At 63.9% G+C, this 22,195-nt stretch carries 21 protein-coding genes; 10 read left to right on the top strand and 11 right to left on the bottom strand.

Features of this window, described 5'->3' with window-relative positions:
- Positions 1-13: 13 nt before the first annotated feature.
- A complete protein-coding gene (holA, locus tag BM173_RS01975) occupies positions 14-1,051 on the top strand; it encodes a DNA polymerase III subunit delta (protein ID WP_090476821.1) in 1,038 nt (345 codons plus the stop codon).
- Here the strand turns inward: holA and BM173_RS01970 are convergent.
- Genes BM173_RS01970 through BM173_RS01955 form a run of 4 tightly spaced genes read right to left on the bottom strand, consistent with a single transcriptional unit; the run spans position 1,048 to position 4,054 of the window.
- Positions 1,048-2,190: a nucleotidyltransferase domain-containing protein gene (locus tag BM173_RS01970; protein WP_090476819.1), complete on the bottom strand. Its 1,143-nt coding sequence runs from the start codon at positions 2,188-2,190 to the stop codon at positions 1,048-1,050. The two genes, holA and BM173_RS01970, sit on opposite strands and share 4 nt — an antisense overlap.
- Positions 2,190-2,741 carry an LptA/OstA family protein gene (locus BM173_RS01965; protein WP_090478353.1) on the bottom strand — a complete coding sequence of 184 codons (552 nt, stop codon included), beginning with the start codon at positions 2,739-2,741 and terminating at the stop codon, positions 2,190-2,192. Before BM173_RS01965 ends, BM173_RS01970 begins: the two co-directional genes overlap by 1 nt.
- Entirely contained in the window at positions 2,741-3,412 is a 672-nt protein-coding gene (gene lptC / locus BM173_RS01960) for an LPS export ABC transporter periplasmic protein LptC (RefSeq protein ID WP_090476817.1), read from the bottom strand. Before lptC ends, BM173_RS01965 begins: the two co-directional genes overlap by 1 nt.
- Positions 3,413-3,436: 24 nt before the next feature.
- On the bottom strand, positions 3,437-4,054 hold the full coding sequence (locus BM173_RS01955) for a ribonuclease D (protein ID WP_090476815.1): 618 nt from the start codon (positions 4,052-4,054) through the stop codon (positions 3,437-3,439).
- A gap of 80 nt (positions 4,055-4,134) precedes the next feature.
- Between BM173_RS01955 and BM173_RS01950 the strand changes: the two genes are divergently transcribed.
- From BM173_RS01950 to BM173_RS01940, 3 genes are all read left to right on the top strand, one after another.
- Positions 4,135-4,821, top strand: a complete 687-nt coding sequence (locus BM173_RS01950) for a uracil-DNA glycosylase (RefSeq protein ID WP_090476814.1) — start codon at positions 4,135-4,137, stop codon at positions 4,819-4,821.
- Between the two features lie 163 nt (positions 4,822-4,984).
- Positions 4,985-5,311, top strand: a complete 327-nt coding sequence (locus BM173_RS01945) for a molecular chaperone DnaK (RefSeq protein ID WP_090476812.1) — start codon at positions 4,985-4,987, stop codon at positions 5,309-5,311.
- A gap of 106 nt (positions 5,312-5,417) precedes the next feature.
- Positions 5,418-5,963 (top strand): DUF4287 domain-containing protein, encoded by a 546-nt coding sequence (locus BM173_RS01940; protein WP_090478350.1) that lies wholly within the window; start codon positions 5,418-5,420, stop codon positions 5,961-5,963.
- 44 nt (positions 5,964-6,007) lie between these two features.
- Here the strand turns inward: BM173_RS01940 and BM173_RS01935 are convergent, their stop codons facing one another.
- From BM173_RS01935 to BM173_RS01920, 4 genes are all read right to left on the bottom strand, one after another.
- Complete coding sequence (locus BM173_RS01935) at positions 6,008-7,444, bottom strand: glutamate synthase subunit beta (RefSeq protein ID WP_090476810.1); 1,437 nt, start codon at positions 7,442-7,444, stop codon at positions 6,008-6,010.
- Positions 7,444-12,105 (bottom strand): glutamate synthase large subunit, encoded by a 4,662-nt coding sequence (gltB, locus tag BM173_RS01930; RefSeq protein WP_090476808.1) that lies wholly within the window; start codon positions 12,103-12,105, stop codon positions 7,444-7,446. The genes BM173_RS01935 and gltB overlap by 1 nt, the downstream gene beginning before the upstream one ends.
- 264 nt (positions 12,106-12,369) lie before the next feature.
- Positions 12,370-13,122: a hypothetical protein gene (locus tag BM173_RS01925; protein ID WP_090476806.1), complete on the bottom strand. Its 753-nt coding sequence runs from the start codon at positions 13,120-13,122 to the stop codon at positions 12,370-12,372.
- Positions 13,119-14,351, bottom strand: a complete 1,233-nt coding sequence (locus BM173_RS01920) for a TIGR04063 family PEP-CTERM/XrtA system glycosyltransferase (protein ID WP_090476804.1) — start codon at positions 14,349-14,351, stop codon at positions 13,119-13,121. The genes BM173_RS01925 and BM173_RS01920 overlap by 4 nt, the downstream gene beginning before the upstream one ends.
- Before the next feature lie 101 nt (positions 14,352-14,452).
- Between BM173_RS01920 and BM173_RS14515 the strand changes: the two genes are divergently transcribed.
- The 5 genes from BM173_RS14515 to BM173_RS01900 all read left to right on the top strand — a co-directional run bounded on the left by BM173_RS14515 (position 14,453) and on the right by BM173_RS01900 (position 18,940).
- Positions 14,453-14,626 carry a hypothetical protein gene (locus BM173_RS14515; RefSeq protein WP_177201757.1) on the top strand — a complete coding sequence of 58 codons (174 nt, stop codon included), beginning with the start codon at positions 14,453-14,455 and terminating at the stop codon, positions 14,624-14,626.
- On the top strand, positions 14,619-15,998 hold the full coding sequence (locus tag BM173_RS01915; RefSeq protein WP_090476802.1) for a putative O-glycosylation ligase, exosortase A system-associated: 1,380 nt from the start codon (positions 14,619-14,621) through the stop codon (positions 15,996-15,998). The genes BM173_RS14515 and BM173_RS01915 overlap by 8 nt, the downstream gene beginning before the upstream one ends.
- A 41-nt stretch (positions 15,999-16,039) precedes the next feature.
- Positions 16,040-17,107: an acyltransferase family protein gene (locus BM173_RS01910; RefSeq protein WP_245755726.1), complete on the top strand. Its 1,068-nt coding sequence runs from the start codon at positions 16,040-16,042 to the stop codon at positions 17,105-17,107.
- A gap of 143 nt (positions 17,108-17,250) precedes the next feature.
- Positions 17,251-17,700, top strand: a complete 450-nt coding sequence (locus BM173_RS01905) for a MaoC family dehydratase (protein ID WP_090476800.1) — start codon at positions 17,251-17,253, stop codon at positions 17,698-17,700.
- Positions 17,701-17,761: 61 nt separating this feature from the next.
- Positions 17,762-18,940: an acetyl-CoA C-acyltransferase gene (locus BM173_RS01900; protein ID WP_090478344.1), complete on the top strand. Its 1,179-nt coding sequence runs from the start codon at positions 17,762-17,764 to the stop codon at positions 18,938-18,940.
- A gap of 77 nt (positions 18,941-19,017) precedes the next feature.
- On the opposite strand, the gene BM173_RS01895 is transcribed toward BM173_RS01900, so the two are convergent.
- Positions 19,018-19,788, bottom strand: a complete 771-nt coding sequence (locus BM173_RS01895) for a GIN domain-containing protein (RefSeq protein WP_090476798.1) — start codon at positions 19,786-19,788, stop codon at positions 19,018-19,020.
- Positions 19,789-19,916: 128 nt separating this feature from the next.
- Here BM173_RS01895 and BM173_RS01890 point away from each other — a divergent pair, with 128 nt between their 5' ends.
- The gene (locus tag BM173_RS01890) at positions 19,917-20,525 is read left to right on the top strand and encodes a DUF4126 domain-containing protein (protein ID WP_090478341.1); all 609 of its coding nucleotides are present in this window, start codon (positions 19,917-19,919) and stop codon (positions 20,523-20,525) included.
- Here the strand turns inward: BM173_RS01890 and metW are convergent.
- Together metW and metX are read right to left on the bottom strand one after the other, a co-directional pair.
- A complete protein-coding gene (metW, locus tag BM173_RS01885) occupies positions 20,515-21,102 on the bottom strand; it encodes a methionine biosynthesis protein MetW (RefSeq protein ID WP_090476796.1) in 588 nt (195 codons plus the stop codon). The two genes, BM173_RS01890 and metW, sit on opposite strands and share 11 nt — an antisense overlap.
- Positions 21,099-22,190, bottom strand: a complete 1,092-nt coding sequence (metX, locus tag BM173_RS01880) for a homoserine O-acetyltransferase MetX (RefSeq protein WP_090476794.1) — start codon at positions 22,188-22,190, stop codon at positions 21,099-21,101. Before metX ends, metW begins: the two co-directional genes overlap by 4 nt.
- Between the last annotated feature and the right edge of the window lie 5 nt (positions 22,191-22,195).

Below are 22,195 nucleotides of genomic sequence, written 5' to 3'. Positions count from 1 at the left end.
GGGCGGCCGGGGCGTGAAGGTCAGGGGCAACGAATTCGCTGCGAAGCTGCAGGGCCTCGCGAAGGATTGCTCCATCTTCTTCTTCTGCGGCCAGGATGAAGCTGGTGCCAGCGCCGCTGCTCGGGAGCTTGTAGCAGCCCTGCCAGATGCCGGAGAGCGGGTAGAGATACCCGGCGCAGAGCTTCGCGCCGATCCCGCCAGACTGGGCGACGAGGCGCGCTCTTCCTCCCTCTTCGGGGACACGCGCCATATCTGGTCCCGGGTCACAGGCGACGAAGCCCATGCCGCGCTCGAAACGCTGATCAAGACGGGCGAGATGGGCGCGGGCGAAGCGTGCCCGGTCATCGTCGTCGCGACTTCGGCCACAGATAAATCGCGCACGGCGAAGCTGCTCGAGAAGCGCAAGGATGCGGTCGTCGCGATGTTCTATCCGCCCGATTTGCGCTCGGTGACGCAGTCCGTGCGGGCGATGGGCGATGCGGCCGGCGTGCGCCTCGACCAGGCGGTGGCCGAACGGATTGCCCGCGGTGCCAATCTCGACGTGCGGCTTGCGCAGAGCGAGGTCACCAAGCTGGCGACCTATCTCGATGCCACCGCGCAATCGCCTCGCCCCGGCACGATGGAGCATCTCGATGCCATCGGCGCGGCCAGCGAGGAGGATGGCTTCGCCAGCCTTGTCAATGCGGTTCTCGGCGGCCAGACCGGCAAGGTGGGCGGCGAGATCGCGCGGATGAAGCAGGTCGGCCTCAATCCCGTCGGCACCTTGCTCGCCATCGAACGCCGCGCCGCACAACTCGCCCGCATTTCGGCTGCGCTCGGCAATCGCCGATACCAGGATCTCGACAAGGGCCAGAAGGCCCGGCTCGGCATCTTCTGGAAGGAAGAGCGCGATATTGCCGACCAGGTCAATCGCTGGCGCGGGCCCAAGCTCGACCGCCTGACCAACGGCCTGACCAAGCTGCACCGCGACCTGTTGTCGAACAGCCAAGCGGCGGAACTGCTGCTTGCCCAAGGCCTCACGAACCTCGCCAGATTGGCCGCGCGACGCTAGTCTGAGGACAGCCAGCGGGCCAGTTCGGCCGTCGCAAGCCCGTCATTCCTGCTCTGCCTGTTCACCAGCGTGCCTGCCAATGATGCGCCGCGAGTCGCGAGGCGCCCGAGACGCCGGAACCCTGTCGAGCCCTCCGCCTGGTCGAGCGGTGCCACTTTCAGGCGCGTACCTCGTTCTCCGTTTGCCAGCCCGGCAATCGCGTTGATGTCCTTCCGCGCAGCGGGGTCCTGAACGAGCAGGTCCTCGACCCGGTCGAGCAGCGCGGCGTCGGCAAGGATCGGACAGCTGGTGTTCTCCTGAAAGCCGGGTCGCACCCACCGGTCCACCAGGGCAAAGACCAGCGCGGCCGGGCGTGCGAAGCCCTCACCTTGCGCGCGCTGCCAGAACGCAGCCCAGTCGATCTCCCGTTCGGCAACGAAAAGGTCGATGTCTATCAGTCCGAGCGGCCCGACATTGAACAGGTGGGACACTGCGCAATGGACCACCAGGTGGACGAGCATGTCCTCGTCGCCGGGCACCATCATGCTGACCACCTCGTCCTGCCGGGCTCGCGCAAAAATTCCAGCGTCATCGCATGGCGGCATCGCCACACTCGCCAGCGGCGCGCTGGCCCAGGCGTGGGCGTGCACTTCGCACATCACCCCGTCCGGCGAGAACAGCGGGGGCAAGTGCGTTTCCTCGCTTGCCATGCGGTCCAGCAATTCGCTGTCCGCCTGCGGAGCCTGCCATCCCGCGTCGCGAAGCGCCCGATAGGCCTGCGTCGCCCGAGCTTGCGGGACCAGCACATCAATATCGCGCATGACCCGTTCGGCAGGTGAGGGCCAGACGCTCCACGCGAGCGCAGCCCCCTTGAGCGCGACGGTCGCGATGCCGCGTTCGCCCAACGTCTCTGTGACTTGCGCCAGCGCCCGCCGTTGCACGAGCTGGTCGAGCGCGTTGAAGCGGTGCGCTTCCTGCCAGCCTTGCGCGATATCGCCGGGCACCTCCGCCTCTATTTCCTTGCGAACCAGCTTGCCGTGCAAATGCGGCTGCAAGCGATGCCCCGATGCAAGCCGGTCGAGCGAGTGCCACTGCCTTTCGGTCAGCGTCCCGATTTCGCCGGAGCGATGCCCTGTCAGCGCCAGCAGGGCGCGGCGCATCAGTCTTGCGGGACGGAGAAAGTGCCCGTGACGCGGCCGCCCGATTGCTGGGTGTCGCCCGTCACCGAGGAGGACCCGCTGGCCCGACCATCGACGCTCGACACTCCGCTCGCCAGGTCGATCACCAGACGTCCGCCGTTCAGGCGATCGGTCCCGCGATTGAGGCTGACATTGCCGGCCATGGTGATGATCCGGCGGTTGAAATCATAGACCGCCGTATCACCGCTCGCGCGTTCATTGCCGCGCGACACGGTCACGCCGCCGGTGGCCAGGATGCGCTGGATTTCCAGCGTTCCGGCATCGCTGTAATCGACGACGGTGCGCGCTGCGTTCAGCGTGAGGCCGGCTTGCGTGATGCGCACTGCGCCCGAAAGGACCACGCGGTTCTGCCGGTCCTGCAATTCGATCCGCCCGGCATCGAAGGACACCGGCGCGTTCGAATTGTGGCTGGCGATGGCCTGCGCGTTTAACTGCATCCCGCCCAGCGCCGCGCATGTAAGCGCGAATCCGGCGAGGAGCGATTTGGTCATGGCGGGCAGGTGCTGCTTCATCATGGCATTCTCAGCTTTCCGGGTTCCATGCGCAAGCGCGCTTCGCCCGATAGGGTTACAGTCCTTGCCGCAAGATCGGCATCGAGGCGATTGGCGCTGAACGTGCCGGCAGGCACCGCGCCTTCGACGCCGCCCGCGCCGGTCACCGTCTTGGTATCGAGTTCGACGGAGACGCCGCTGGCGCGCATGCGATAGCCGTCGGCGGCCTCCATGCGCATGGTCCCGGTCACATCGATCCGCTCGGCATCGATATCGTACTGGCCGCCTTCCGCGCTGATCCGCGCGGGGCCTTCGGTCATCAACAGGCGGGCGACGATATCGCGCATCCGCACGATCCCTTCCGCGCTTGAGCGCTGGACTGCTTCATCCGCAGTCAGCGAGAACGGGCGCCCCTGGGCATCGGTGCCGCGATACAGCGCATTGTCGACGCGCAGGCGTTCCTGAATCACGGCAACCTCGTTGCGGTCGAGCAGGAAGCTGATCTCGCCGCGCGGGCTGAGCGGGGTGATGACCATCAGCGCAGCGAGGACGCCGACGCCCATCGGCAGGGCGCGGGCGAGGAAGTGGACCAGCTTGTCGTGACTGCCGCCGGGCGCAGCGAAATGCTGGCGGCGCGAGCGGAGTTGCTGCGCTTCCTGCGTTTCGATCCTGCGCTTGCGGCGACGTATCATGGGGTCCTGCTGCCTGCCTTGCCCTTACGCGTGGCTGAAGATGTCGTGATCGGCCCATCCGAGAATGTCGAGATGGGCGCGTGCAGGAAGGAAATCGAAACAGGCCTGTGCCAGTTCCATCCGGCCTTCGCGTTCGAGGCGCTTGTTCAGTTCTTCGCGCATCCGGTGGAGGAAGCGCACGTCGCTGGCGGCGTATTCGCGCTGCGCATCGTTGAGGACGGGCCCGCCCCAGTCGCTGCTCTGCTGCGCCTTGGAAATGTTTTCGCCAAGCAGTTCCTCGACCAGGTTTTTGAGGCCGTGGCGATCGGTATAGGTGCGCACCAGCTTGCTGGCGATCTTGGTGCAATAGCAAGGCGCTGCGGTGACCCCGAGATAGTATTCGATCGCGGCGAGGTCGAAGCGCGCGAAGTGGAACAGCTTGAGGCGTTCCGGGTCCGCCAGCACCGCCTTCAGGTTCGGCGCATCGTATGTGCTGTCGGGGCCGAAGCGCACAAGGTGCTCGTCGCCCTTGCCGTCGCTGATCTGGACGACGCACAGACGGTCGCGGATGGTGATGAGCCCCATGGTCTCGGTATCGACGGCCACCGGGCCATCTGCGAGCACGCCTTCGGGGAGGTCTTCTTCGTGAAAGTGAACTGCCATGCCCCGCGCCTTAGGCCGATTGGGGATTGTAGGGAAGGGGCCACTGGTTTGCCAACCGAAGCGGGGCCAGAGTGCCGCGCATGAGCGAGAGCGTGCCCGACAGCTGGAAGCCGGTCCTCGACCCTGTGCTGGGGAGCGAGGAGGCGCGTCGTCTCGGCGGCTGGTTGCGGGCGGAAGAGGATGCCGGCAAGACCGTCTACCCGCCGCGCGGAAGCCGGTTGAAGGCGCTCGAACTCACCCCGCTGGATGCCGTGAAAGTGGTGATCCTCGGGCAGGATCCCTACCACGGGCCGGGACAGGCGATGGGCCTCAGCTTTTCCGTGCCCGAAGGCGTGAAGGTCCCGCCCAGCCTTGCCAATATCTACAAGGAGCTGGAGGCCGATTGCGGCATCGCGCCGCCGGGCCATGGTGACCTGACGCCATGGGCGCGGCAGGGGGTTTTGCTGCTCAACAACACGCTGACGGTCGAGGCAGGGCAGGCGGGCAGCCATGCCGGACGAGGCTGGGACGCTGTCACCGATGCCTGCGTGGCGGCAGTCGCCGCGCGCGACGAGCCGTCGGTCTTTATCCTGTGGGGCAGCCATGCGCAGGCCAAGGCGAAGCGCGTCGGCGCGCTGAAGGCGGGGCCGCATCACGTCATCGCCAGCCCGCACCCAAGCCCGCTATCCGCCTATCGCGGTTTCTTCGGCTCGAAACCCTTCAGCCGGACGAATGCCTTCCTGGAGGAGCATGGGCGCGGGGCGGTGGACTGGCGGCTTGGCGGGTGACGAAGTTGACACTGTGTCGCTCGACGATCCAGTGCCTTAACTCCTGAAATTAAAAGAGAAACTGCCCGAAAGCCCGGTTGACAGTCAGGCGGCATGCTTCCGCCCGGATCGACGATTTGAAAGACCTGGTCCCAGCTCTTACGCTGCCATGAGGGAGTAGGAAATGACCGAGGCCGAGGCCCGCAGGAAGCTGATCGCACGCCGCGAAGCGCTGGACGCGCAGGACGCTGCCAATGCGGATTCGCGCGAAGCGGTCGAACTGCAACAGGACAGCGTGGGTCGGCTGAGCCGGATGGATGCGATGCAGCAGCAGGCGATGGCGCAAGCGACTGCGCGGCGCCGGGTTGCCGAGCGTGCCCGGATCGCAGCCGCCCTCGAACGAATGGACGAAGGCGAATGGGGCTGGTGCACCGCCTGTGGCAACGAGATCGCGGCGAAGCGGCTTCAACACGACCCTAGTGTGGCGAAGTGTGTGGAGTGTGCTGGCTAAATTGGAAATGCGCTAGCGACCCGGAATTGCAAAGCGGCCTGTTGTGTCATTCCATGGCACTATGCTGGTCGAGCTACGCGAAACAATCTAGATGGGAGAATGGAAAATGGGCAGTTCACCAGAAGACCAGCTAGCCACCATGTTAGCAAACATCCCCGAAAAGACCGGGAAGCCGCTAGCTGAATGGATCGGCATCATCCGGAAGAGCGGCCATGAAAAACATGGTGCGATCCTCAAGTTCCTCAAGGAGGAGCACGGAATCAGTCACGGCTTCGCCAATCTGATTGCATCCAAAGCGCGCGAGACGGGAGAAGAAGTGGATCTCGTCGCCTCGCAGTATTCGGATGCGAAGGCTGAGCTACGGCCGCTCTATGAGGAAATTGTCGCTTTCGCGAAATCTCTCGGGCCTGATGTCGAGATCGCTCCGAAGAAGGCGAGCGTGAGCCTCAGGCGGAAAAAGCAATTCGCGCTCGTTACACCAGCGACCAAGACGCGGATTGATCTAGGCGTTGCGCTGAAAGGCGAGGAGCCGACCGGCCGCCTGGAAAGCTACAACGCAATGTGCAGCCACAGGATTCGCCTCGAAAGCATTTCCGAATTCGATGACGAGGCCAAAAGCTGGGTCAAGGAAGCCTACTCCAAATCGGGCTAGGCAGTCGCATCGCGACCGCTCTCACCCAAGAACGGAGCCGGTGCTTACCTCGGCAGTTCGCTCGCCCCCATAAGTTCTTCGTCCACCGCGCGTGCGCACTGGCGGCCTTCGCGGATGGCCCAGACGACCAGGCTTTGGCCGCGGCGCATGTCGCCGCAAGTGAAGACATGGGGTTCGCTCGTGGCATAGCGGTTGGTGTCGGCTTTAACATTGCCGCGCGCATCCAGTTCGACGCCCGCCCGGTCGAGCAGTCCGCGGCGCTTGGGGCCGGTGAAGCCCATGGCGAGGAGGATGAGGTCGGCTTTCAGCGTAAACTCGCTGCCTTCGATCTCGACCATGCGGCCGTCTTTCCATTCGACGCGCACGCATTCGAGGCCAGCGACATCGCCGCCTTCCTCGATCACGCGCTTGGTCAGGACAGCCCAGTCGCGCTCCGCGCCCTCTTCATGGCTGGAAGAGGTGCGCAGCTTCAGCGGCCAGTCGGGCCAAGTCATGGCCTTGTCTTCCTTTTCCGGCGGCTTGGGCATGATTTCGAGCTGCGTGACGCTGGCCGCGCCCTGGCGATTGCTCGTGCCTACGCAGTCAGACCCTGTATCGCCGCCGCCGATCACGATGACGTGCTTGCCGGTCGCGGTCAGGCTGCCGCGCGGGGCGGCGCGCACTTCGTCGTCGCCCGCATTGCGCTTGTTCTGCTGGGTGAGGAATTCCATCGCGAAGCGCACGCCGGACAATTCCGCGCCGGGAATGTCGAGCATGCGCGCTTCTTCCGCGCCGCCCGCAAGGACGACAGCGTCGAAGTTCTCTTTCAACGCCTCGAAGCTGACTTCCACGCCGACTTCGCTGGAGGTGCGGAACTGGACGCCCTCGGCCTCCATCTGCACCGCGCGGCGGTTGATGAGGTGCTTTTCCATCTTGAAGTCGGGAATGCCGTAGCGAAGGAGGCCGCCGATCCGGTCGGATTTCTCGAACACGGTCACGGCATGGCCGGCGCGCGCCAGTTGCTGGGCAGCGGCAAGGCCTGCGGGACCGGAGCCGATCACCGCGACCGACTTGCCGGTCTGTTTTTCGGGCACCTGCGGCTTGATCCAGCCTTCCTGCCATCCCTTGTCGACGATCGCGCATTCGATCGACTTAATGGTCACCGGGCTGTCCACGATGTTGAGCGTGCAGGCTGCCTCGCACGGGGCGGGGCAGATGCGGCCGGTAAACTCCGGGAAGTTGTTGGTCGAGTGCAGCACTTCGAGCGCGTTCTTCCAGTCGTCTTCGTAGACGAGGTGGTTCCAGTCCGGGATGATGTTGTTCACCGGACAGCCGTTGTGACAATAGGGAATGCCGCAATTCATGCAGCGCGCGGCCTGGCGCTTCAGAGCATCGGGGCTCTGCGGGAGGGTGAATTCCTTGTAGGTCTTCAGCCGCTCTTCGGGTGCGACGTACTCACGCTCTTCGCGATCGTACTCGAGGAAACCTGTTTCCTTGCCCATTATTCTGCAGCCTCCATTGCCGCCTGCTCGCGCTCTTCCTCGAGCGACTTGAGCGCGCGCGCGTAATCGCGCGGCATTACCTTGCGGAAGTTTTTCAGTTCGTTCGACCAGTCGTCGAGTAGCGCCTTGGCGCGTGCCGAACCGGTGTGAAGATGATGCCTCTCGACCAGGATCTTGAGGCGCTCGGCATCGTGGTAGAGCGGATCGCCCATGCCCGCATCGTCGACGGTCTGGGCGCGTTGCTGCGGGTGGCCCCAGCTCTTTTCCGCGCCTTCTCCGTCGCCCGGCGTCACGTCGAGGACATCGACCTGCGCATGGTTGACCAGCGCGTCGAACGCGCCGTCCGGATCGTAGATATAGGCGATGCCGCCGCTCATCCCGGCAGCGACATTGCGGCCGGTCTTGCCGAGCACGCAGACCACGCCGCCGGTCATGTATTCGAGCGCGTGGTCGCCCGTACCTTCCACAACTGCGACCGCACCCGAATTGCGCACGGCGAAGCGTTCGCCTGCAACGCCTGCGAAATAGGCTTCGCCTGCTATCGCGCCGTAAAGGACGGTGTTGCCGACGATGATATTGTCGGTCGGATCGCGCGAAACGCCTTCGGGCGGCCTGACGACGATGCGTCCGCCGGACAGGCCCTTGCCGACATAGTCGTTGGCATCGCCGGTCAGGCTCATGGTGACGCCGTGGGCGAGCCATGCGCCGAAGCTCTGTCCGGCAACGCCCTTGAGGTCGATGCGGATCGTGTCCTGCGGCAAGCCGGCATGGCCGTATGCTTCCGCGATGCGGCCCGAAAGCATGGTGCCCACGGTGCGGTTCACATTGCGGATATCGCGCGAAATCTGGACCGCCTGCCCGCTTTCGATCGCAGGTTTGCACGCCTTGATGAGCTCGACGTCCATCGCCGCGCCGAGGCCGTGATCCTGCGTTTCGGTGTGGTGCAGCGACCTGCCTTCTTCGAGCGGGACCTCGTGGAGGATGCGCTTCAGGTCGACCCCATGCGCCTTCCAGTGGCGGCGCACGCGGCGCATGTCGACACGGTCCACGCGGCCGACCATTTCCTCGACCGTGCGGAAGCCCATTTCCGCCATGATCTGGCGAAGCTCTTCGGCGACGAAGAAGAAGTAGTTGATGACGTGTTCGGGCGTGCCGGTGAAGCGCTTGCGCAGCACCGGGTCTTGCGTGGCTACGCCGACGGGACAGGTGTTGAGGTGGCATTTCCTCATCATGATGCAGCCCGCCGCGATCAGCGGGGCGGTGGCGAAGCCGAACTCGTCCGCGCCCAGCAGCGCGCCGATGGCAACGTCGCGGCCCGTGCGCAGGCCGCCGTCGACCTGCACCGCGATACGGCTGCGCAAATCGTTGAGAAGGAGCGTCTGCTGCGTTTCGGCAAGGCCGATTTCCCACGGGGACCCGGCATGGGTGAGGCTGGTCAGCGGCGATGCGCCGGTGCCGCCTTCATAGCCCGAGATGGTGAGGTGATCGGCCTTCGACTTGGAGACGCCCGCGGCAACCGTGCCGACGCCGACTTCGGACACCAGCTTCACGGAAATGCGTGCTTCGGGCTGCACGTTCTTGAGGTCGTGGATCAGCTGCGCGAGATCCTCGATCGAATAGATGTCATGGTGCGGCGGCGGCGAAATGAGGCCCACGCCCGGCGTCGAATGGCGCACCTTGCCGATGCGCTTGTCGACCTTGTGGCCGGGCAGCTGGCCGCCTTCGCCGGGCTTTGCGCCCTGCGCCATCTTGATCTGGATGTCGTCGGAATTGACAAGGTATTCCGTCGTCACGCCAAAGCGGCCGGATGCGACCTGCTTGATACGGCTGCGCATGGAATCGCCATTGGGCAGCGGCTGGAAGCGCTCCGGCTCTTCGCCGCCTTCGCCCGTGTTCGAACGCCCGCCGAGGCGGTTCATCGCGATGGCGAGGGTCGAGTGCGCTTCGTGGCTGATCGAGCCGAAGCTCATCGCGCCGGTGCTGAAGCGCTTGACGATGTCGGCCGCCGGTTCGACTTCGGACAGGTCGAGCGGACGCTCGGCCTTCTTCAGTTCCATCAGTCCGCGAATGGTCAGCAGGCGTTCGGACTGCTCGTTCACGCTCTTGGCGAACTCTTCGTAATTCTTCGGATCGCTCCCGCGAACGGCGTGCTGCAAATTGGCGATGTTCTGGGGGGTCCAGGCGTGGTCTTCGCCGCGGATGCGGTACTGGTAGATACCGCCCACATCGAGCATGCCCTTGTAGAGCGGGCTGTCTCCGAACGCCTGCGCGTGGCGGCGCACGGTTTCTTCCGCCACCTCGGCAAGGCCGATGCCCTCAATCGTGGTCGCGGTACCGGTGAAATAGGTGTCGATGAAATCGCTCGACAGGCCGACGGCGTCGAAGATCTGCGCGCCGCAATATGACTGGTAGGTCGAGATGCCCATCTTGGACATGACCTTCAGGATGCCCTTGCCGACCGCCTTGACGAAGTTCTTCTGGACCTCGCCAGCGTCGAGTTCGGGCAGCTTGCGTGCGCGCAAATCTTCCAGCGTTTCGAAAGCGAGGTAAGGATTGATCCCTTCCGCGCCATAGCCTGCCAGCGCGCAGAAATGGTGGACTTCGCGCGCTTCGCCGGTCTCGATGACGAGGCCGGTCTGCATGCGCAGGCCCTGCCGCACGAGCTGGTGATGGACGGCTGCGGTCGCCAGCAGCGCAGGCATGGCGATGCGGTCGGGCCCCTGGCCCCGGTCCGACAGGATCAGGATATTGGCATCGCCGAGCACGGCCTCGGTCGCGGCCCAGCACATTTCCTTCAGCGCCATGGCGAGGCCGTCCGCGCCGGTGCTGGCATCCCAGGTGATGTCGATCGTCGCGGTGCGGAAGGCCCCGTCGAGCGCCACTTCGACCGAGCGGATTTTCGCCAGGTCGTCGTTCGTGAGGATCGGCTGCTTCACCTCCAGGCGCTTGTGCGTACCGCCATCGCGGCCGAGCAGGTTCGGGCGCGGGCCGATCATCGACAGCAGGCTCATGACCAGTTCTTCGCGGATCGGGTCGATCGGCGGGTTGGTGACCTGCGCAAAGTTCTGCTTGAAGTAATCGTAGAGCAGGCGGCTCTTCTGGCTCAGCACTGCGATGGGCGTGTCGGTCCCCATCGAGCCAATCGGGTCCTCGCCCTTGGCGGCCATCGGTTCGAGGAAGCGCTGGATGTCTTCCTGCGTGTAACCGAATGCCTGCTGGCGGTTCAGCAGCGCAATCTCGCTTTGCGGGATTTCAGACAGGTCCGGCTCGATATGATCGAGGTCCTCGAGCTTATACTGCGCCTTTTCGAGCCACGCCTCATAGGGTTCGGCAGCGGCGAGGCCGGCCTTCAGTTCTTCGTCCTCGACGATGCGGCCCTGTTCGAGATCGATCAGTAGCATCTTGCCGGGCTGCAGGCGCCACTTGCGGGTGATGTCCTCTTCGGCGAACGGCAGCACGCCGCTTTCCGAGGCGAGCACGACGAGGTCGTCCTTGGTGGTGCAATAGCGCGCAGGGCGCAGGCCGTTGCGATCGAGGCAGGCGCCGATCTGGCGGCCGTCGGTGAAGCAGACCGCTGCCGGGCCGTCCCACGGCTCCATCAGGGCGGCGTGGTATTCGTAGAAGGCGCGGCGCGCCGGATCCATCAACTCGTTCTTCGCCCAGGCTTCGGGCATGAGCATCATCATCGCGTGCGCAAGGTCGTATCCGCCGGTGAGCAGCAGCTCGAGCGCATTGTCGAGGCAGGCCGTGTCGGACTGGCCATGCGGGATCAGCGGCCACATCTTGTCGAGGTCGGCGCCCAGCAGTTCGCTTTCCATCGTGCGGCGGCGCGCTTCCATCCAGTTCACATTGCCGCGAACCGTGTTGATTTCCCCGTTATGCGCCATGAAGCGATAGGGGTGGGCAAGCCGCCAACTCGGGAAGGTGTTCGTGCTGAAACGCTGGTGGACGAGGCCGAGCGCGCTGACGCAGTCGGGATCGCGCAGGTCGTCGTAGAAAGTGCCGACCTGGTTCGCCAGCAGCAGACCCTTGTAAACCACGGTGCGGCTGGAGAAGCTCGGGATATAGGCCTTGCTGAGGCCCGGGATGCCGTGCTTGTCTTCCAGCGCGGCGAGCGGGTTCAGCGTCTGCTTGCGAATCACCACCAGCTTGCGTTCGAAGGCGTTGCGATCGACGCAGTTCTGGCCGCGCGCGATCACACACTGGCGGATAACCGGCATGGAATCGATGACGGCCTTGCCCAGCCCGTCGAGCGTGACGGGCACATCGCGCCAGCCGACCACGCGCTGGCCTTCCTTTTCGGCGAAGCGCTCAAGCTGCTTCTCGACGAATTCGCGTGCCTCGTCCTGTTGCGGGAGGAAGCACATGGCGACGGCGTAATCGCCTTCTTCGGGCAGGTCGTGCCCGTGCGCCTTTGCCCATTTGCGGATCAGCGGATCGGGGGTCTGGATGAGGATACCAGCACCATCGCCCAGCAGCGGGTCCGCGCCCACCGCGCCGCGATGGTCGAGATTGGCAAGGATTGTCAGCGCCTGCGTAATGATGTCGTGGCTCTTCTCGCCCTTGATGTGCGCCACCATGCCGACGCCGCAAGCGTCGTGCTCATTGGCGGAATCGTACAAGCCCTGGGGGGCGGGAAAAGAAGAAAGCGGAACCTGCATGCGCCGAGGCGTCCTCCAACCGGACCCGTCTCCATTGCCGACCGAAGGGAAGGACAGAGGCGAGTCAAAATGTCGCAGCGCCGCATCTGGCACTGCCAAAATTTCGCGAACCATCCCTTTGCAGGCACGAAACCGCTTTTGCAATGGCCCGGACGGGTAGCAAAATTTCACGCGGCCCAAGTTTTAGGGCGTTTTACCGCATTGCAGCATAGAGGAATTCGTATCCGCGCCCGGCGGACGTAGCGGCAGGTGCGGGTGGAGAGGTCAGTCGGTCCTGCCGACGCGGCCCAGCTTGTCGAGCGCGCTGCGCAACGCGGCCTGCGGATCCTGCACCGATTCGCCGCCCTCGCGCTCGGCCTCGCGGCGCAAAAATGAGATCACCTGCTCGGTATCCTCGTCCCGCGAGGGCGCGGCTTCAGCGGCCTTGTGCGCTTCCAGCGCGGTGGCAAGGCGCGCGGTCAGCTGGTCGAGTGAAAGGTCTTCGGCGGCGCGCACGGGGGCAGGCGTTGGCGCGTCCTCTTCTTGGGGGGCGTCGATATGCGCGTCTTCTTCGAGAACCTCGACCTCGGTCTCGACCGGCTCATCGATCTCGACGAACTCCGCGGTCTCGGTAATGGCGATGCCGTCCTCGTCGATATCGTCGCGGGCCGAGAGAACACGGTTTCGCGCCGGTTCATCTTCGACGACCTCCTCGCGGGCGTCTTCGTCGGCCCAGCCCTCCTCGAGGTCCGCATCATCTCTTTTGGCGAGACGCGCCGCGATAATCATCCCGAGCACCAGGCCGACAAGCGCGGCCACGGCTGCGGCGGCGGCAAATCCAGCCATGCCGACAGGCGCTTCGAAATAGGGGTGCAAACCGGCCAGGCCGGTGCGCGCGAAGTAGTAATCGCGCGTTGCGGGAGCCATCACGTACAGCACGCCCAGCGTGCCCGCACCCAGCAGGAAGGCGAACCACAATCCCACCAGGGGGCGGAACCATGCGCGCTGCGTCATGCTGCTGTCTTCGGTGTAGCTCATGCCTGCTTCATTCCCGTTCGCTTCGGCGCTGCCGCTTCTACCAGCGCCTGGTAAATCTCGCGATAACGCGCGACATTGCGTCCCCAGTCGTGATGCGCGGCCACATGGCGGCGACCTGCCTCGCGCATGGCATCCCACTTCTCTCGGCTGTCGATCAGGTCGGAAAGAGCCGTTGCGATTGCCTGCGGATCGTCGGGCGCGAACAGAGCGCCGGTCACCCCGTCCTCGATCAGTTCGCGGTGTCCGCCCACATCGCTTGCCGCGACGATCCGGCGCTGGGCCATGGCCTCGAGCGGCTTGAGCGGTGTCACCAAATCGGTCAGGCGCGACTTCTTGCGCGGATAGGCGAGCACGTCGATAAGCGAATAATAGCGATCCACCTCGTCATGCGGCACGCGCCCCGTGAAGATTATCGCATCGGCCGCCGGGGAGGCGTTTGCCTGCGCCCTCAAAGCTCCTTCGCGCGGCCCACCGCCGACCAGCAGGAGGCGCGCTTCGGGATGATGGTCACGCAAGGCAGGCATGGCGGCGATTAGGTCGTCCAGCCCTTCGTAATCGTAGAAGCTGCCGATGAAGCCGATCACTGGACCATTCCCGAGGCCCAGCTGTGTCCCGAGCGCATCGTCGCGCTGACGCGGCTCTCCGAACAGCGACAGGTCGACGCCATTGGGCGAAAGCCGGATCTTGGCCGTGTCGTGCCCCCGCTCGGCGAGGTCATTGCGCAGGCCCTCGCAGATCGTGAAAACGGCATCGGCGCGTTTGACGACCCGGTTTTCGAGAGCGCGGGTCAGGCGATACTTGGCCGAGCCCTCGCGCCCCGTGCCATTGCCGACGGCGGCATCTTCCCAGAAAGCGCGGATTTCGTAGACCAGCGGGATGCCCAGGTTGCGGGCGGCTTTTAGCGCGGCCATGCCGCATAGCGCAGGCGAATGGGCATGGATGACGTCAGGACGCCATTGCGACGCGACGCTTTCGATCGTTTCCTTCAGCGCCGCCACTTCGCGCATTTCGCGCACCACGGGTGGGCCCGACGGGGTGCCCGGCGTGCGATGGAAGACCAGCCCGTCCACTTCCTCGACCTGCGGCCCGTCCGCCGAATGGCGCTGCCCGGTCACGGCCCGCACTTCGCACCCTGCCGCCTGCAGGCTCTTCAGGATGGCGCGCGTGCGGAAGGTGTAGCCCGAATGGAGGGGCAGCGAGTGGTCGAGGATGTGAAGGACCCGTGTCATTATCGTTGTCCTGTGACACAACAGGCTTAACGACGCGTCAACCCTGTGCTGTTACCGGGTGGCGAGCCGTTTTGCGGGCAACGGGCGGGCCATAACCAAGCGTGATCGACTATTTCGCCATTTTTCTGACCCACGGGCTGATCGTGCTCGTGTGCTGGCGATTGCTTGCGCGCGAGGATCTCGACGATCCGCTGGCAGCACCGCCGCCTGCGCCGGGCAAGCCGGGCACGCGCAAGCGCCGCCGCCGTGACAAGGGACGCGGCGGCGATGTTTGACTTCGTCATCCTCGCCTTTCTCGCGGTTCTCGTCGTGCTGGGCCTGCGACGACCCTTCATCTGGGTGCTGGCCTATCTATACGTCGACATCGTCGTGCCGCAGCAGGTGGGTTACGTCTTCCTGCCCGATCTCAAAGTGTCTCTCATCACCTTCATCCTGGCGTTTGTCGGATGGGCCATGTTCGACAACAAGAAGGGCAGCAAATTCACAGCGCGCCAGGGACTGCTTCTGGCGCTGCTGATCTGGTGTGCATTCACGACTTCGATTGCAGACTTTCCCGAAAGTGCAGCATCGAAGTGGGCCTGGGTGTGGAAGTCGATGCTTTTCGCCTTGTTCCTCCCCCTGGTCCTGCGTACCAAACTCAGGCTCGAAGCAGCTGTCTATGTCTGTGTCCTGTCGCTCGCGACCATATTGATATCGGGCGGCATCAAGACCTTGCTCGGCGGCGGCGGTTACGGCGTGCTGGTTACGCTCTCCAAGAGCAATTCGGGAATTTACGAAGGCAGTACGCTTTCGACCATCAGTATCGCCTCGATACCATTGGTCTGGTGGCTTGCCCGTCATGGCAAGATTCTTCCCGGCGGGACTAGGGCGGCGCTGCTGTTTGCAGTTGCCCTGACAGCCGCGTCTCTACTGGTGCCCATCGGAACGCAGACACGAACCGGATTGCTTTGCATCGCCTTTCTCGCCGTACTGATGATGCGCACCGTCAAATACCGCTTCGTATATGCGGCGGCTGCAGCAGCCTTGGCGCTGCTTTCCCTGCCTTTTCTTCCGCAATCCTACCAGGAACGGATGTCGACTATTGTCGATCACCAGTCGGACCAGTCTGCCTCCACTCGTGTCGAGGTATGGAAATGGACGATCGGCTATGTCGCGCAAAACCCGCTCGGAGGCGGGTTCGACTCCTTCCTGGGCAACTCTTTCACCTATGAAACGGTCGAAAAGGTGCGCGAAGGTAATGTTACGAGCACCGAACGACGCGAAGTCAGCGAAAGCGGCCGCGCATTCCATTCCGCCTATTTCGAAGTTCTCGGCGAGCAAGGGATCCCCGGCTTCGTTTTATGGATCTTGCTTCATGCCACGGGGCTGATCGCGATGGAACGATTGCGCAGGCGCGGCTTGGCATCTGACGATCCCGATATGCAGCGATGGGGTGCGCTGGCCAATTCGCTGCAGCAAGTGCAACTGGTTTACCTGCTTGGCGCTCTGTTTGTCGGCATAGCCTACCAGCCTTTTATCCTCATGGTTCTGGCTTTGCAGATCGGGTTGGCGACGGTCATCAAGAATGATGATCGCGTGGAAGCCGAGCGCGCCAGAAAACAGCGTCTGGCAGAGCGGCGCGAAAGCAAGCGGGAATTCGCGACATGATCGCCCCGCCCCTCCGACCAACGATTCCGCAATTACACCAATTGACCGGTTTGCGTGGGCTCGCCGCATGGTTCGTCGTGCTTTATCATATACGCCTTTCCATGTCCGGGATCGTATCTGCGGAAGCGATCTGGGTCCTGGGCAAGGGCTACCTTGCGGTCGATCTCTTTTTCATGCTGTCAGGTTTCGTGATGTGGCTCAATTACGGGCATCGGCTCAGGGGACACGGCTGGCGAGCAACGGCCGACTTCTGGTGGAAGAGGATCGCCCGGATCTGGCCGCTCCACTTGCTTGTGCTTGCCGGCATGGTGGTATTTGCCCTCGTCCTGGTGATGACCGAACGCAGCACCGACATGTATCCCTTCGCGGAATTGCCCATGCACCTGGTGCTGATCCAGAACTGGGGGGTCACAGACCAGCTGAGTTGGAACCATCCCGCGTGGTCGATCAGCACAGAATTGGCAGCATACTTGCTCTTTCCGGCATTCGTCGCAGCCCTTCACTGGAACAGGATCGGCACAGGTGGCCTCTTCGCGATCGCAGCGCTCCTGATTGCATTGCTGCACGGGGTCTTTGCCTATTTCGGCCATCGGGAATTGGGCCAGGATATCGCAAGGCTGGGATTGATACGTTGCCTCATCGAGTTTGCGGTCGGCGCTCTGCTGTGCATGATATGGCAACGCTGGTCCCGCGCAGGAGCACGCATGGCCTTCGCAGCAGGTGGCATATGTATGGCGAGTGTCGCGGCTGGCCTATGGTTGCTTGTGCCGGAAACCGCTTTCGTGCCGTTGGCATTGGCAAGCGGTTTGCTCGCGCTCGCGCTTTCAGGCGGGGTTATCGCAAAGCTCTTCTCGAGCAGCCCCATGCGCTGGCTGGGGGATTTGAGTTATGCGACCTACCTCACGCACTTCTTCCTTTTCATCCTCTTCAAGATCGCTGTGGTTGGCGCCGATGGCCAGCTGACCCTTGCGCAATGCGCCGCCTTCCTCGCGATTGTGCTCATCGTTTCGGCTGCTCTCCATTACCGTTTCGAGAGGCCCGCGCAGAAGTGGCTTGTCTCTCGCAGACCTTACAAATCCGCGCCGACTACGGGCGATGCCCGCAGCTAACTCGCCAAGCGGCGCCGTAAGCACCCCAATGCCGTAACGGCAACTTTGCGGCAGTTGCACAGCCCCTCTCCATGCGCCATGAGTCCGCGCGCAAATGCGATGCGGAGTCGCGTAATTCAGCAAGTTTTCGAGGAGAGCGAGCAATGACCCCCCAGGACGTAGCAGCCAAGGTCGGCGAACAGGTCGGCACCAGCGAATGGGTCGAAATGAGCCAGGAGCGCATCAACCAGTTTGCCGATGCGACCGGTGACCACCAGTTCATCCACGTCAACGAGGAAGCGGCCAAGATGACGCCGTTCGGCGGCACGATCGCCCACGGCTTCCTGACGCTTTCGATGATCCCCTACCTCACCGCAAACAGCGATGTGCCGCGCGTCGACGGGATCAAGATGGCCGTCAATTACGGCGGCAACAAAACCCGCTTCATCAACCCCGTTCGCTCGGGCAAGAAGATCCGCGGTCACTGGAAGCTGCTCGAAATGACCGAGAAGCGCCCCGGCCAGTGGCAGCAGACAATGGAGATCACCATCGAGATCGAAGGCGAGGACAAGCCCGCCCTGATCTGCGAATGGATGACCATGTATTTCGTCTGATTTCTTTCCCCTCCCCGGGAGAAGCAGACGTTCAACGACCAGATAGATTTAAGGAATGACCATGCGTGACGCAGTCATCGTTTCCACCGCCCGTACCGGTATGGGCAAGGCCTATAAGGGCGCTTTCAACTCGACGCCCGGCGCAACGCTCGGCTCCTATGCTCTGAAGCCCGCGATCGAGCGCGCCGGCATCGACGCCGGCGAAGTCGACGACGTGCTGTGGGGCGCCGCGCTCCAGCAGGGCGCACAGGCCGGCAACCTCGCCCGCCAGGTCGCGCTGCGCGCCGGTTGCCCGATCGGTGTTTCGGGCATGACCATCGACCGCCAGTGCTCCTCGGGCCTGATGACCATCGCTACGGCTGCCAAGCAGGTCATCACCGACCGCATGCAGATCGTCGCGGCGGGCGGCCAGGAATCGATCAGCCTCGTGCAGACCAAGGAAATGCGGGTCATGCCCGACCCCGAACTGGTGAACATGCACGGCGCGATCTACATGCCCATGCTCCAGACGGCAGAAACCGTCGCCCAGCGTTACGGCATCAGCCGCGAAGCGCAGGACGAGTATTCGCTCCAGAGCCAGCAGCGCACCGCCGCGGCACAGGAAGCCGGCATCTTCGACGACGAAATCGTTTCGGTCAGCACCACGCACAAGGTGATGAACAAGGAAACCGGCGAGGTTTCGGACGAAGACGTGACGATCGCCAAGGACGAAGGCAACCGCCCGTCGACCACGCTCGAAGGCCTCGCCTCGCTGCAGCCGGTCATGGGTCCGGGCACCACGATCACGGCTGGTAACGCCAGCCAGCTGTCCGACGGTTCGGCGGCAGTCGTCGTCATGGAAGCCAAGGAAGCCGAGAAACGCGGCCTCAACCCGCTCGGCCGTTACATCGGCATGGCGGTTGCAGGCACCGAGCCCGACGAAATGGGCATCGGCCCGATCTTCGCGATCCCCAAGCTGCTCGAACGTTTCGACATGAAGGTCGAGGACATCGACCTGTGGGAGTTGAACGAAGCCTTCGCCGTGCAGGTCCTGTACTGCCGCGACAAGCTGGGCATCGACAACGACAAGCTTAACGTCAACGGCGGCTCGATCTCGATCGGCCACCCCTACGGCATGACCGGCGCGCGCTGCGTCGGCCACATCCTGCGCGAAGGCCAGCGCCGCAAGGCGAAATACGGCGTCGTAACCATGTGCGTCGGCGGCGGCATGGGCGCAGCGGGTCTGTTCGAAATCTTCTGATCCGTCTCATCACAGACAAAAGAAGGGCGGCGCCGCGCAAACGGTGCCGCCCTTTTTCTTTGCCGGTAACTGGCTGATCAGCGGGCGCGGATAACGCCGCTGCCGTTTACCTCTCTCCGGGTGATGACGCGTGCGCTGCGATAGCTGATGTCGCCCGATCCGTTGACGTCTGCCGCTAGCTCTCCGACATCGCCTGCGCGGATATCGCCCGATCCGTTGATCGACGCGACCAGCCGGTCGACGGACCCGATCGCCACATCGCCAGACCCGTTGATTGCCGCATCGACCCGCGCCGCGCGGACGGGGGCCAGGTCGATATCGCCCGAACCACCGATGCGTGCGCGAATTTCGTCGACCGATCCGTCGATCTCGATATCTCCCGAACCCCGGATCGACAGCGAGAGTGCGGGGGCATCCCAGCCTTCGAGGCGCACGTCGCCGCTGGCGTTGACCGTCACTTCCTGCAGGTCGGGGACCGAAAGGTAGGCAAGGATCGGCTTCTTCGTGCGGAAGCTGCCGTCTGTCGTCAGCGACAGCGTGTCGCCGTCCTTCCTCGCGTCGATCAGACCGATGATATTGTCTTCGGCGACAAGCCGCAGCGAGGGCGCGCCCTGCCGGATCACGACATCCACGGGGCCGTCGATGGCGAGGGCACCGAAGGCCGGAATAGGCCTGTTCTCTTCGACCACCACGCCCGATCCCACGATCTGGGTTTCGCCGCTGCGATAGACCGAGACCGACGTGTTGTGCGAAGTGGTGGTATGCGTTTGCGACCCCGCATTCGCGCTGTTGCAAGCGGCGAGCGAAGTTGCCGCGAGCGCGGCCGCGATGGTGAATTTGCCTATCATAATGACCTCCCGGAAGGTTTCGTTGACATTTGTAAACGATAGGCCCGCATCGCCGTCCGGGTCAATTCCCGCTCGTCGTTTGCACTTGGTCGTTGGACGAATGGAAAATCACGGGCATACTGGCACTTATGGGAGTGATGGAAATCATCGGGATAGCCGGAAGCGTCAGCCTGCTGGCGGGCTGGCGACTTTACCTCAGTATCTTTGCGACAGGCCTCGCCATGCGGCTGGACGCGATCCCGCTGCCCGAACATCTGCAGAGCCTCGACGTGCTGGCGAACCCGTGGATCATGGGCATCGCCGCCATCGCGGCCGTGGCCGAATTCTTCGCCGACAAGGTCATGTGGCTCGATAGCGCATGGGATGCCGTCCATACTTTCGTCCGGCCGATCGGCGGTGCGCTGCTGGCTCTTGCGATCGTCGATCCCTCCGATCCCGCGACGCAGGTTGTCGCCTTCCTCCTGGGCGGCGGGGCTGCGCTGACGGCGCATGCCGGCAAGGCGGGCGCGCGCGGTGTGGTCAATGCCAGCCCCGAACCGGTCAGCAATGTCGCGGTCTCCACGGTAGAGGACGTGGTGACGGTCGGCCTGCTCTACCTCGCTTACGAATATCCTTATGCGGCAGGTGCAATCGCGCTGGTGCTGCTGGGCCTCACGGTCTGGCTGATCCTGACCGCCCGCAGGCTGATCCGCTCCTTCTTCGGCGCGGGTAAACCTGTCGATCCGCCTAGCGGCTGAGCAGGAAGACCGCGAATTCGGCGCGCAAGTTCGCCGCGCCCGAAACCGGTTTCTCATTGGCGAAAAACCACTCGCGCTCGATCCGTGCGTTCTTCTCGCGCGCCAGTTCGCGAAAGTCCTTCACCGTCACGTGGTGGATGTTCTGCGTCTCGTACCAGCTGACCGGAATGGAGCGGGTGACCGGCATCCGCCCGCCGAGCATCAGCGCGCCGCGGGTGCGCCAGTGGGCGAAATTCGGGAAGGAAACGAAGGCCTGCTTGCCCACGCGCAGCAGCTGGTCGAGCATGAGATCGGGCCGCCGCGCGGTCTGCAGCGTCTGGCTGAGCACCGTGTAGTCGAATCCCTTGTCCGGATAGTCCGCGAGCGCGCTGTCGGCATCGCCCTGCACCACGGAAAGCCCCTGCGCCACGCAGCGTTCGACGCAGCCGCCATCTATTTCGATCCCGCGCGCATCCACCCCCTTCGACGCGCGAAGCTCGGCCAAGAGGGCGCCGTCGCCGCAGCCGATATCGAGCACGCGGGTGCCCGGTTCGATCGCGGAGGCGATGGCGGCGAGGTCGGGGCGAAGGGCGCTCATTCGATGAAGCCCTTCACCACGCGGTCGAGTGCGGGGACATCGAGCAGGAAGCTGTCATGCCCGTGCGGGGCGGACAATTCGACGAAGCTCACCGCCGCACCTGCTGCATTCAGCGCATGCACCACGTGGCGGCTTTCGGCGGTCGGATAGAGCCAGTCGCTGTCGAAGCTGACTAGGCAGAAACGCGCTTCGGTCCCGGCAAAGGCATTGGCGAGCTTGCCGCCATGCTCTTCCGCCAGGTCGAAATAATCCATCGCGCGCGTGATATAGAGATAGGAATTGGCGTCGAACCGCCGCGTGAAGCCGCTGCCCTGGTAGCGCAGATAGCTTTCGACCTGGAAATCGGCATCGAAGCCGAAGCTCTTGGTATCGCGATCCTGCAGATTGCGCCCGAACTTCCCGGTCAGCGCCTCTTCGGAAAGATAGGTGATGTGCGCGGCCATGCGGGCGACGGCCAATCCGCTGTCGGGCTGGCTCTCCTGCGCATAATAATCGCCCTGGTGCCAGTTGGGATCGGCCATGACGGCTTGCCTGCCGAGCTCGTGGAAGGCGATATTCTGCGCCGAGTGACGGCTGGTCGATGCAATCACGAGCACGCGTTCGGCGCGGTCCGGCCAGTTGGCGGCAAGGCTGAGCGCCTGCATCCCGCCCATCGACCCGCCGACCACGGCGTGCAGCTTATCGATGCCGAGCCCGTCGAGCAGCGCGACGAGCCCGCGCACCATGTCGCGAATAGTGATCACCGGGAAGCGCATGGCGTAAGGCTTGCCGTCGGGTGCTTCGCTTGCCGGGCCGGTCGAGCCCATGCAGCTGCCGACGACATTGGCGCAGATCACGAAATAGCGATCCGTGTCGATGGGCTTTCCGGGTCCGACCATGCGCTCCCACCAGCCGGGCTTGCCGGTTACCGGATGGGGCGAAGCGACATACTGGTCGCCCGTCAGCGCGTGGCAGAGCAGGATCGCGTTCGAACCATCCCCGGCCAGCGTCCCGTAGGTCTCGAAAGCGATCTCGGCGCCATGCAACTCGCCCCCGCCGTCGAGCGGCAGCGGATCGGTCAATTGCAAAACTTGTGACGCCCCGGCCATTCCTT

It is taken from the genome of Qipengyuania nanhaisediminis (genome assembly GCF_900115585.1).
Lineage (GTDB): Bacteria > Pseudomonadota > Alphaproteobacteria > Sphingomonadales > Sphingomonadaceae > Qipengyuania > Qipengyuania nanhaisediminis.
The sequence above is the reverse complement of the archived record's forward strand: the minus strand, read 5'-3'. Positions and strand labels throughout refer to the sequence as shown.

Excerpts from the sequence above, each read along its gene's own strand:
- BM173_RS01970 (WP_090476819.1), bottom strand. The coding sequence starts at position 2,190 with ATGCGCCGCGCCCTGCTGGCGCTGACAGGGCATCGCTCCGGCGAAATC.
- BM173_RS01965 (WP_090478353.1), bottom strand. The coding sequence starts at position 2,741 with ATGAAGCAGCACCTGCCCGCCATGACCAAATCGCTCCTCGCCGGATTC.
- lptC (WP_090476817.1), bottom strand. The coding sequence starts at position 3,412 with ATGATACGTCGCCGCAAGCGCAGGATCGAAACGCAGGAAGCGCAGCAA.
- BM173_RS01955 (WP_090476815.1), bottom strand. The coding sequence starts at position 4,054 with ATGGCAGTTCACTTTCACGAAGAAGACCTCCCCGAAGGCGTGCTCGCA.
- BM173_RS01950 (WP_090476814.1), top strand. The coding sequence starts at position 4,135 with ATGAGCGAGAGCGTGCCCGACAGCTGGAAGCCGGTCCTCGACCCTGTG.
- BM173_RS01945 (WP_090476812.1), top strand. The coding sequence starts at position 4,985 with ATGACCGAGGCCGAGGCCCGCAGGAAGCTGATCGCACGCCGCGAAGCG.
- BM173_RS01940 (WP_090478350.1), top strand. The coding sequence starts at position 5,418 with ATGGGCAGTTCACCAGAAGACCAGCTAGCCACCATGTTAGCAAACATC.
- BM173_RS01935 (WP_090476810.1), bottom strand. The coding sequence starts at position 7,444 with ATGGGCAAGGAAACAGGTTTCCTCGAGTACGATCGCGAAGAGCGTGAG.
- gltB (WP_090476808.1), bottom strand. The coding sequence starts at position 12,105 with ATGCAGGTTCCGCTTTCTTCTTTTCCCGCCCCCCAGGGCTTGTACGAT.
- BM173_RS01925 (WP_090476806.1), bottom strand. The coding sequence starts at position 13,122 with ATGAGCTACACCGAAGACAGCAGCATGACGCAGCGCGCATGGTTCCGC.
- BM173_RS01920 (WP_090476804.1), bottom strand. The coding sequence starts at position 14,351 with ATGACACGGGTCCTTCACATCCTCGACCACTCGCTGCCCCTCCATTCG.
- BM173_RS01915 (WP_090476802.1), top strand. The coding sequence starts at position 14,619 with ATGTTTGACTTCGTCATCCTCGCCTTTCTCGCGGTTCTCGTCGTGCTG.
- BM173_RS01905 (WP_090476800.1), top strand. The coding sequence starts at position 17,251 with ATGACCCCCCAGGACGTAGCAGCCAAGGTCGGCGAACAGGTCGGCACC.
- BM173_RS01900 (WP_090478344.1), top strand. The coding sequence starts at position 17,762 with ATGCGTGACGCAGTCATCGTTTCCACCGCCCGTACCGGTATGGGCAAG.
- BM173_RS01895 (WP_090476798.1), bottom strand. The coding sequence starts at position 19,788 with ATGATAGGCAAATTCACCATCGCGGCCGCGCTCGCGGCAACTTCGCTC.
- BM173_RS01890 (WP_090478341.1), top strand. The coding sequence starts at position 19,917 with ATGGGAGTGATGGAAATCATCGGGATAGCCGGAAGCGTCAGCCTGCTG.
- metW (WP_090476796.1), bottom strand. The coding sequence starts at position 21,102 with ATGAGCGCCCTTCGCCCCGACCTCGCCGCCATCGCCTCCGCGATCGAA.
- metX (WP_090476794.1), bottom strand. The coding sequence starts at position 22,190 with ATGGCCGGGGCGTCACAAGTTTTGCAATTGACCGATCCGCTGCCGCTC.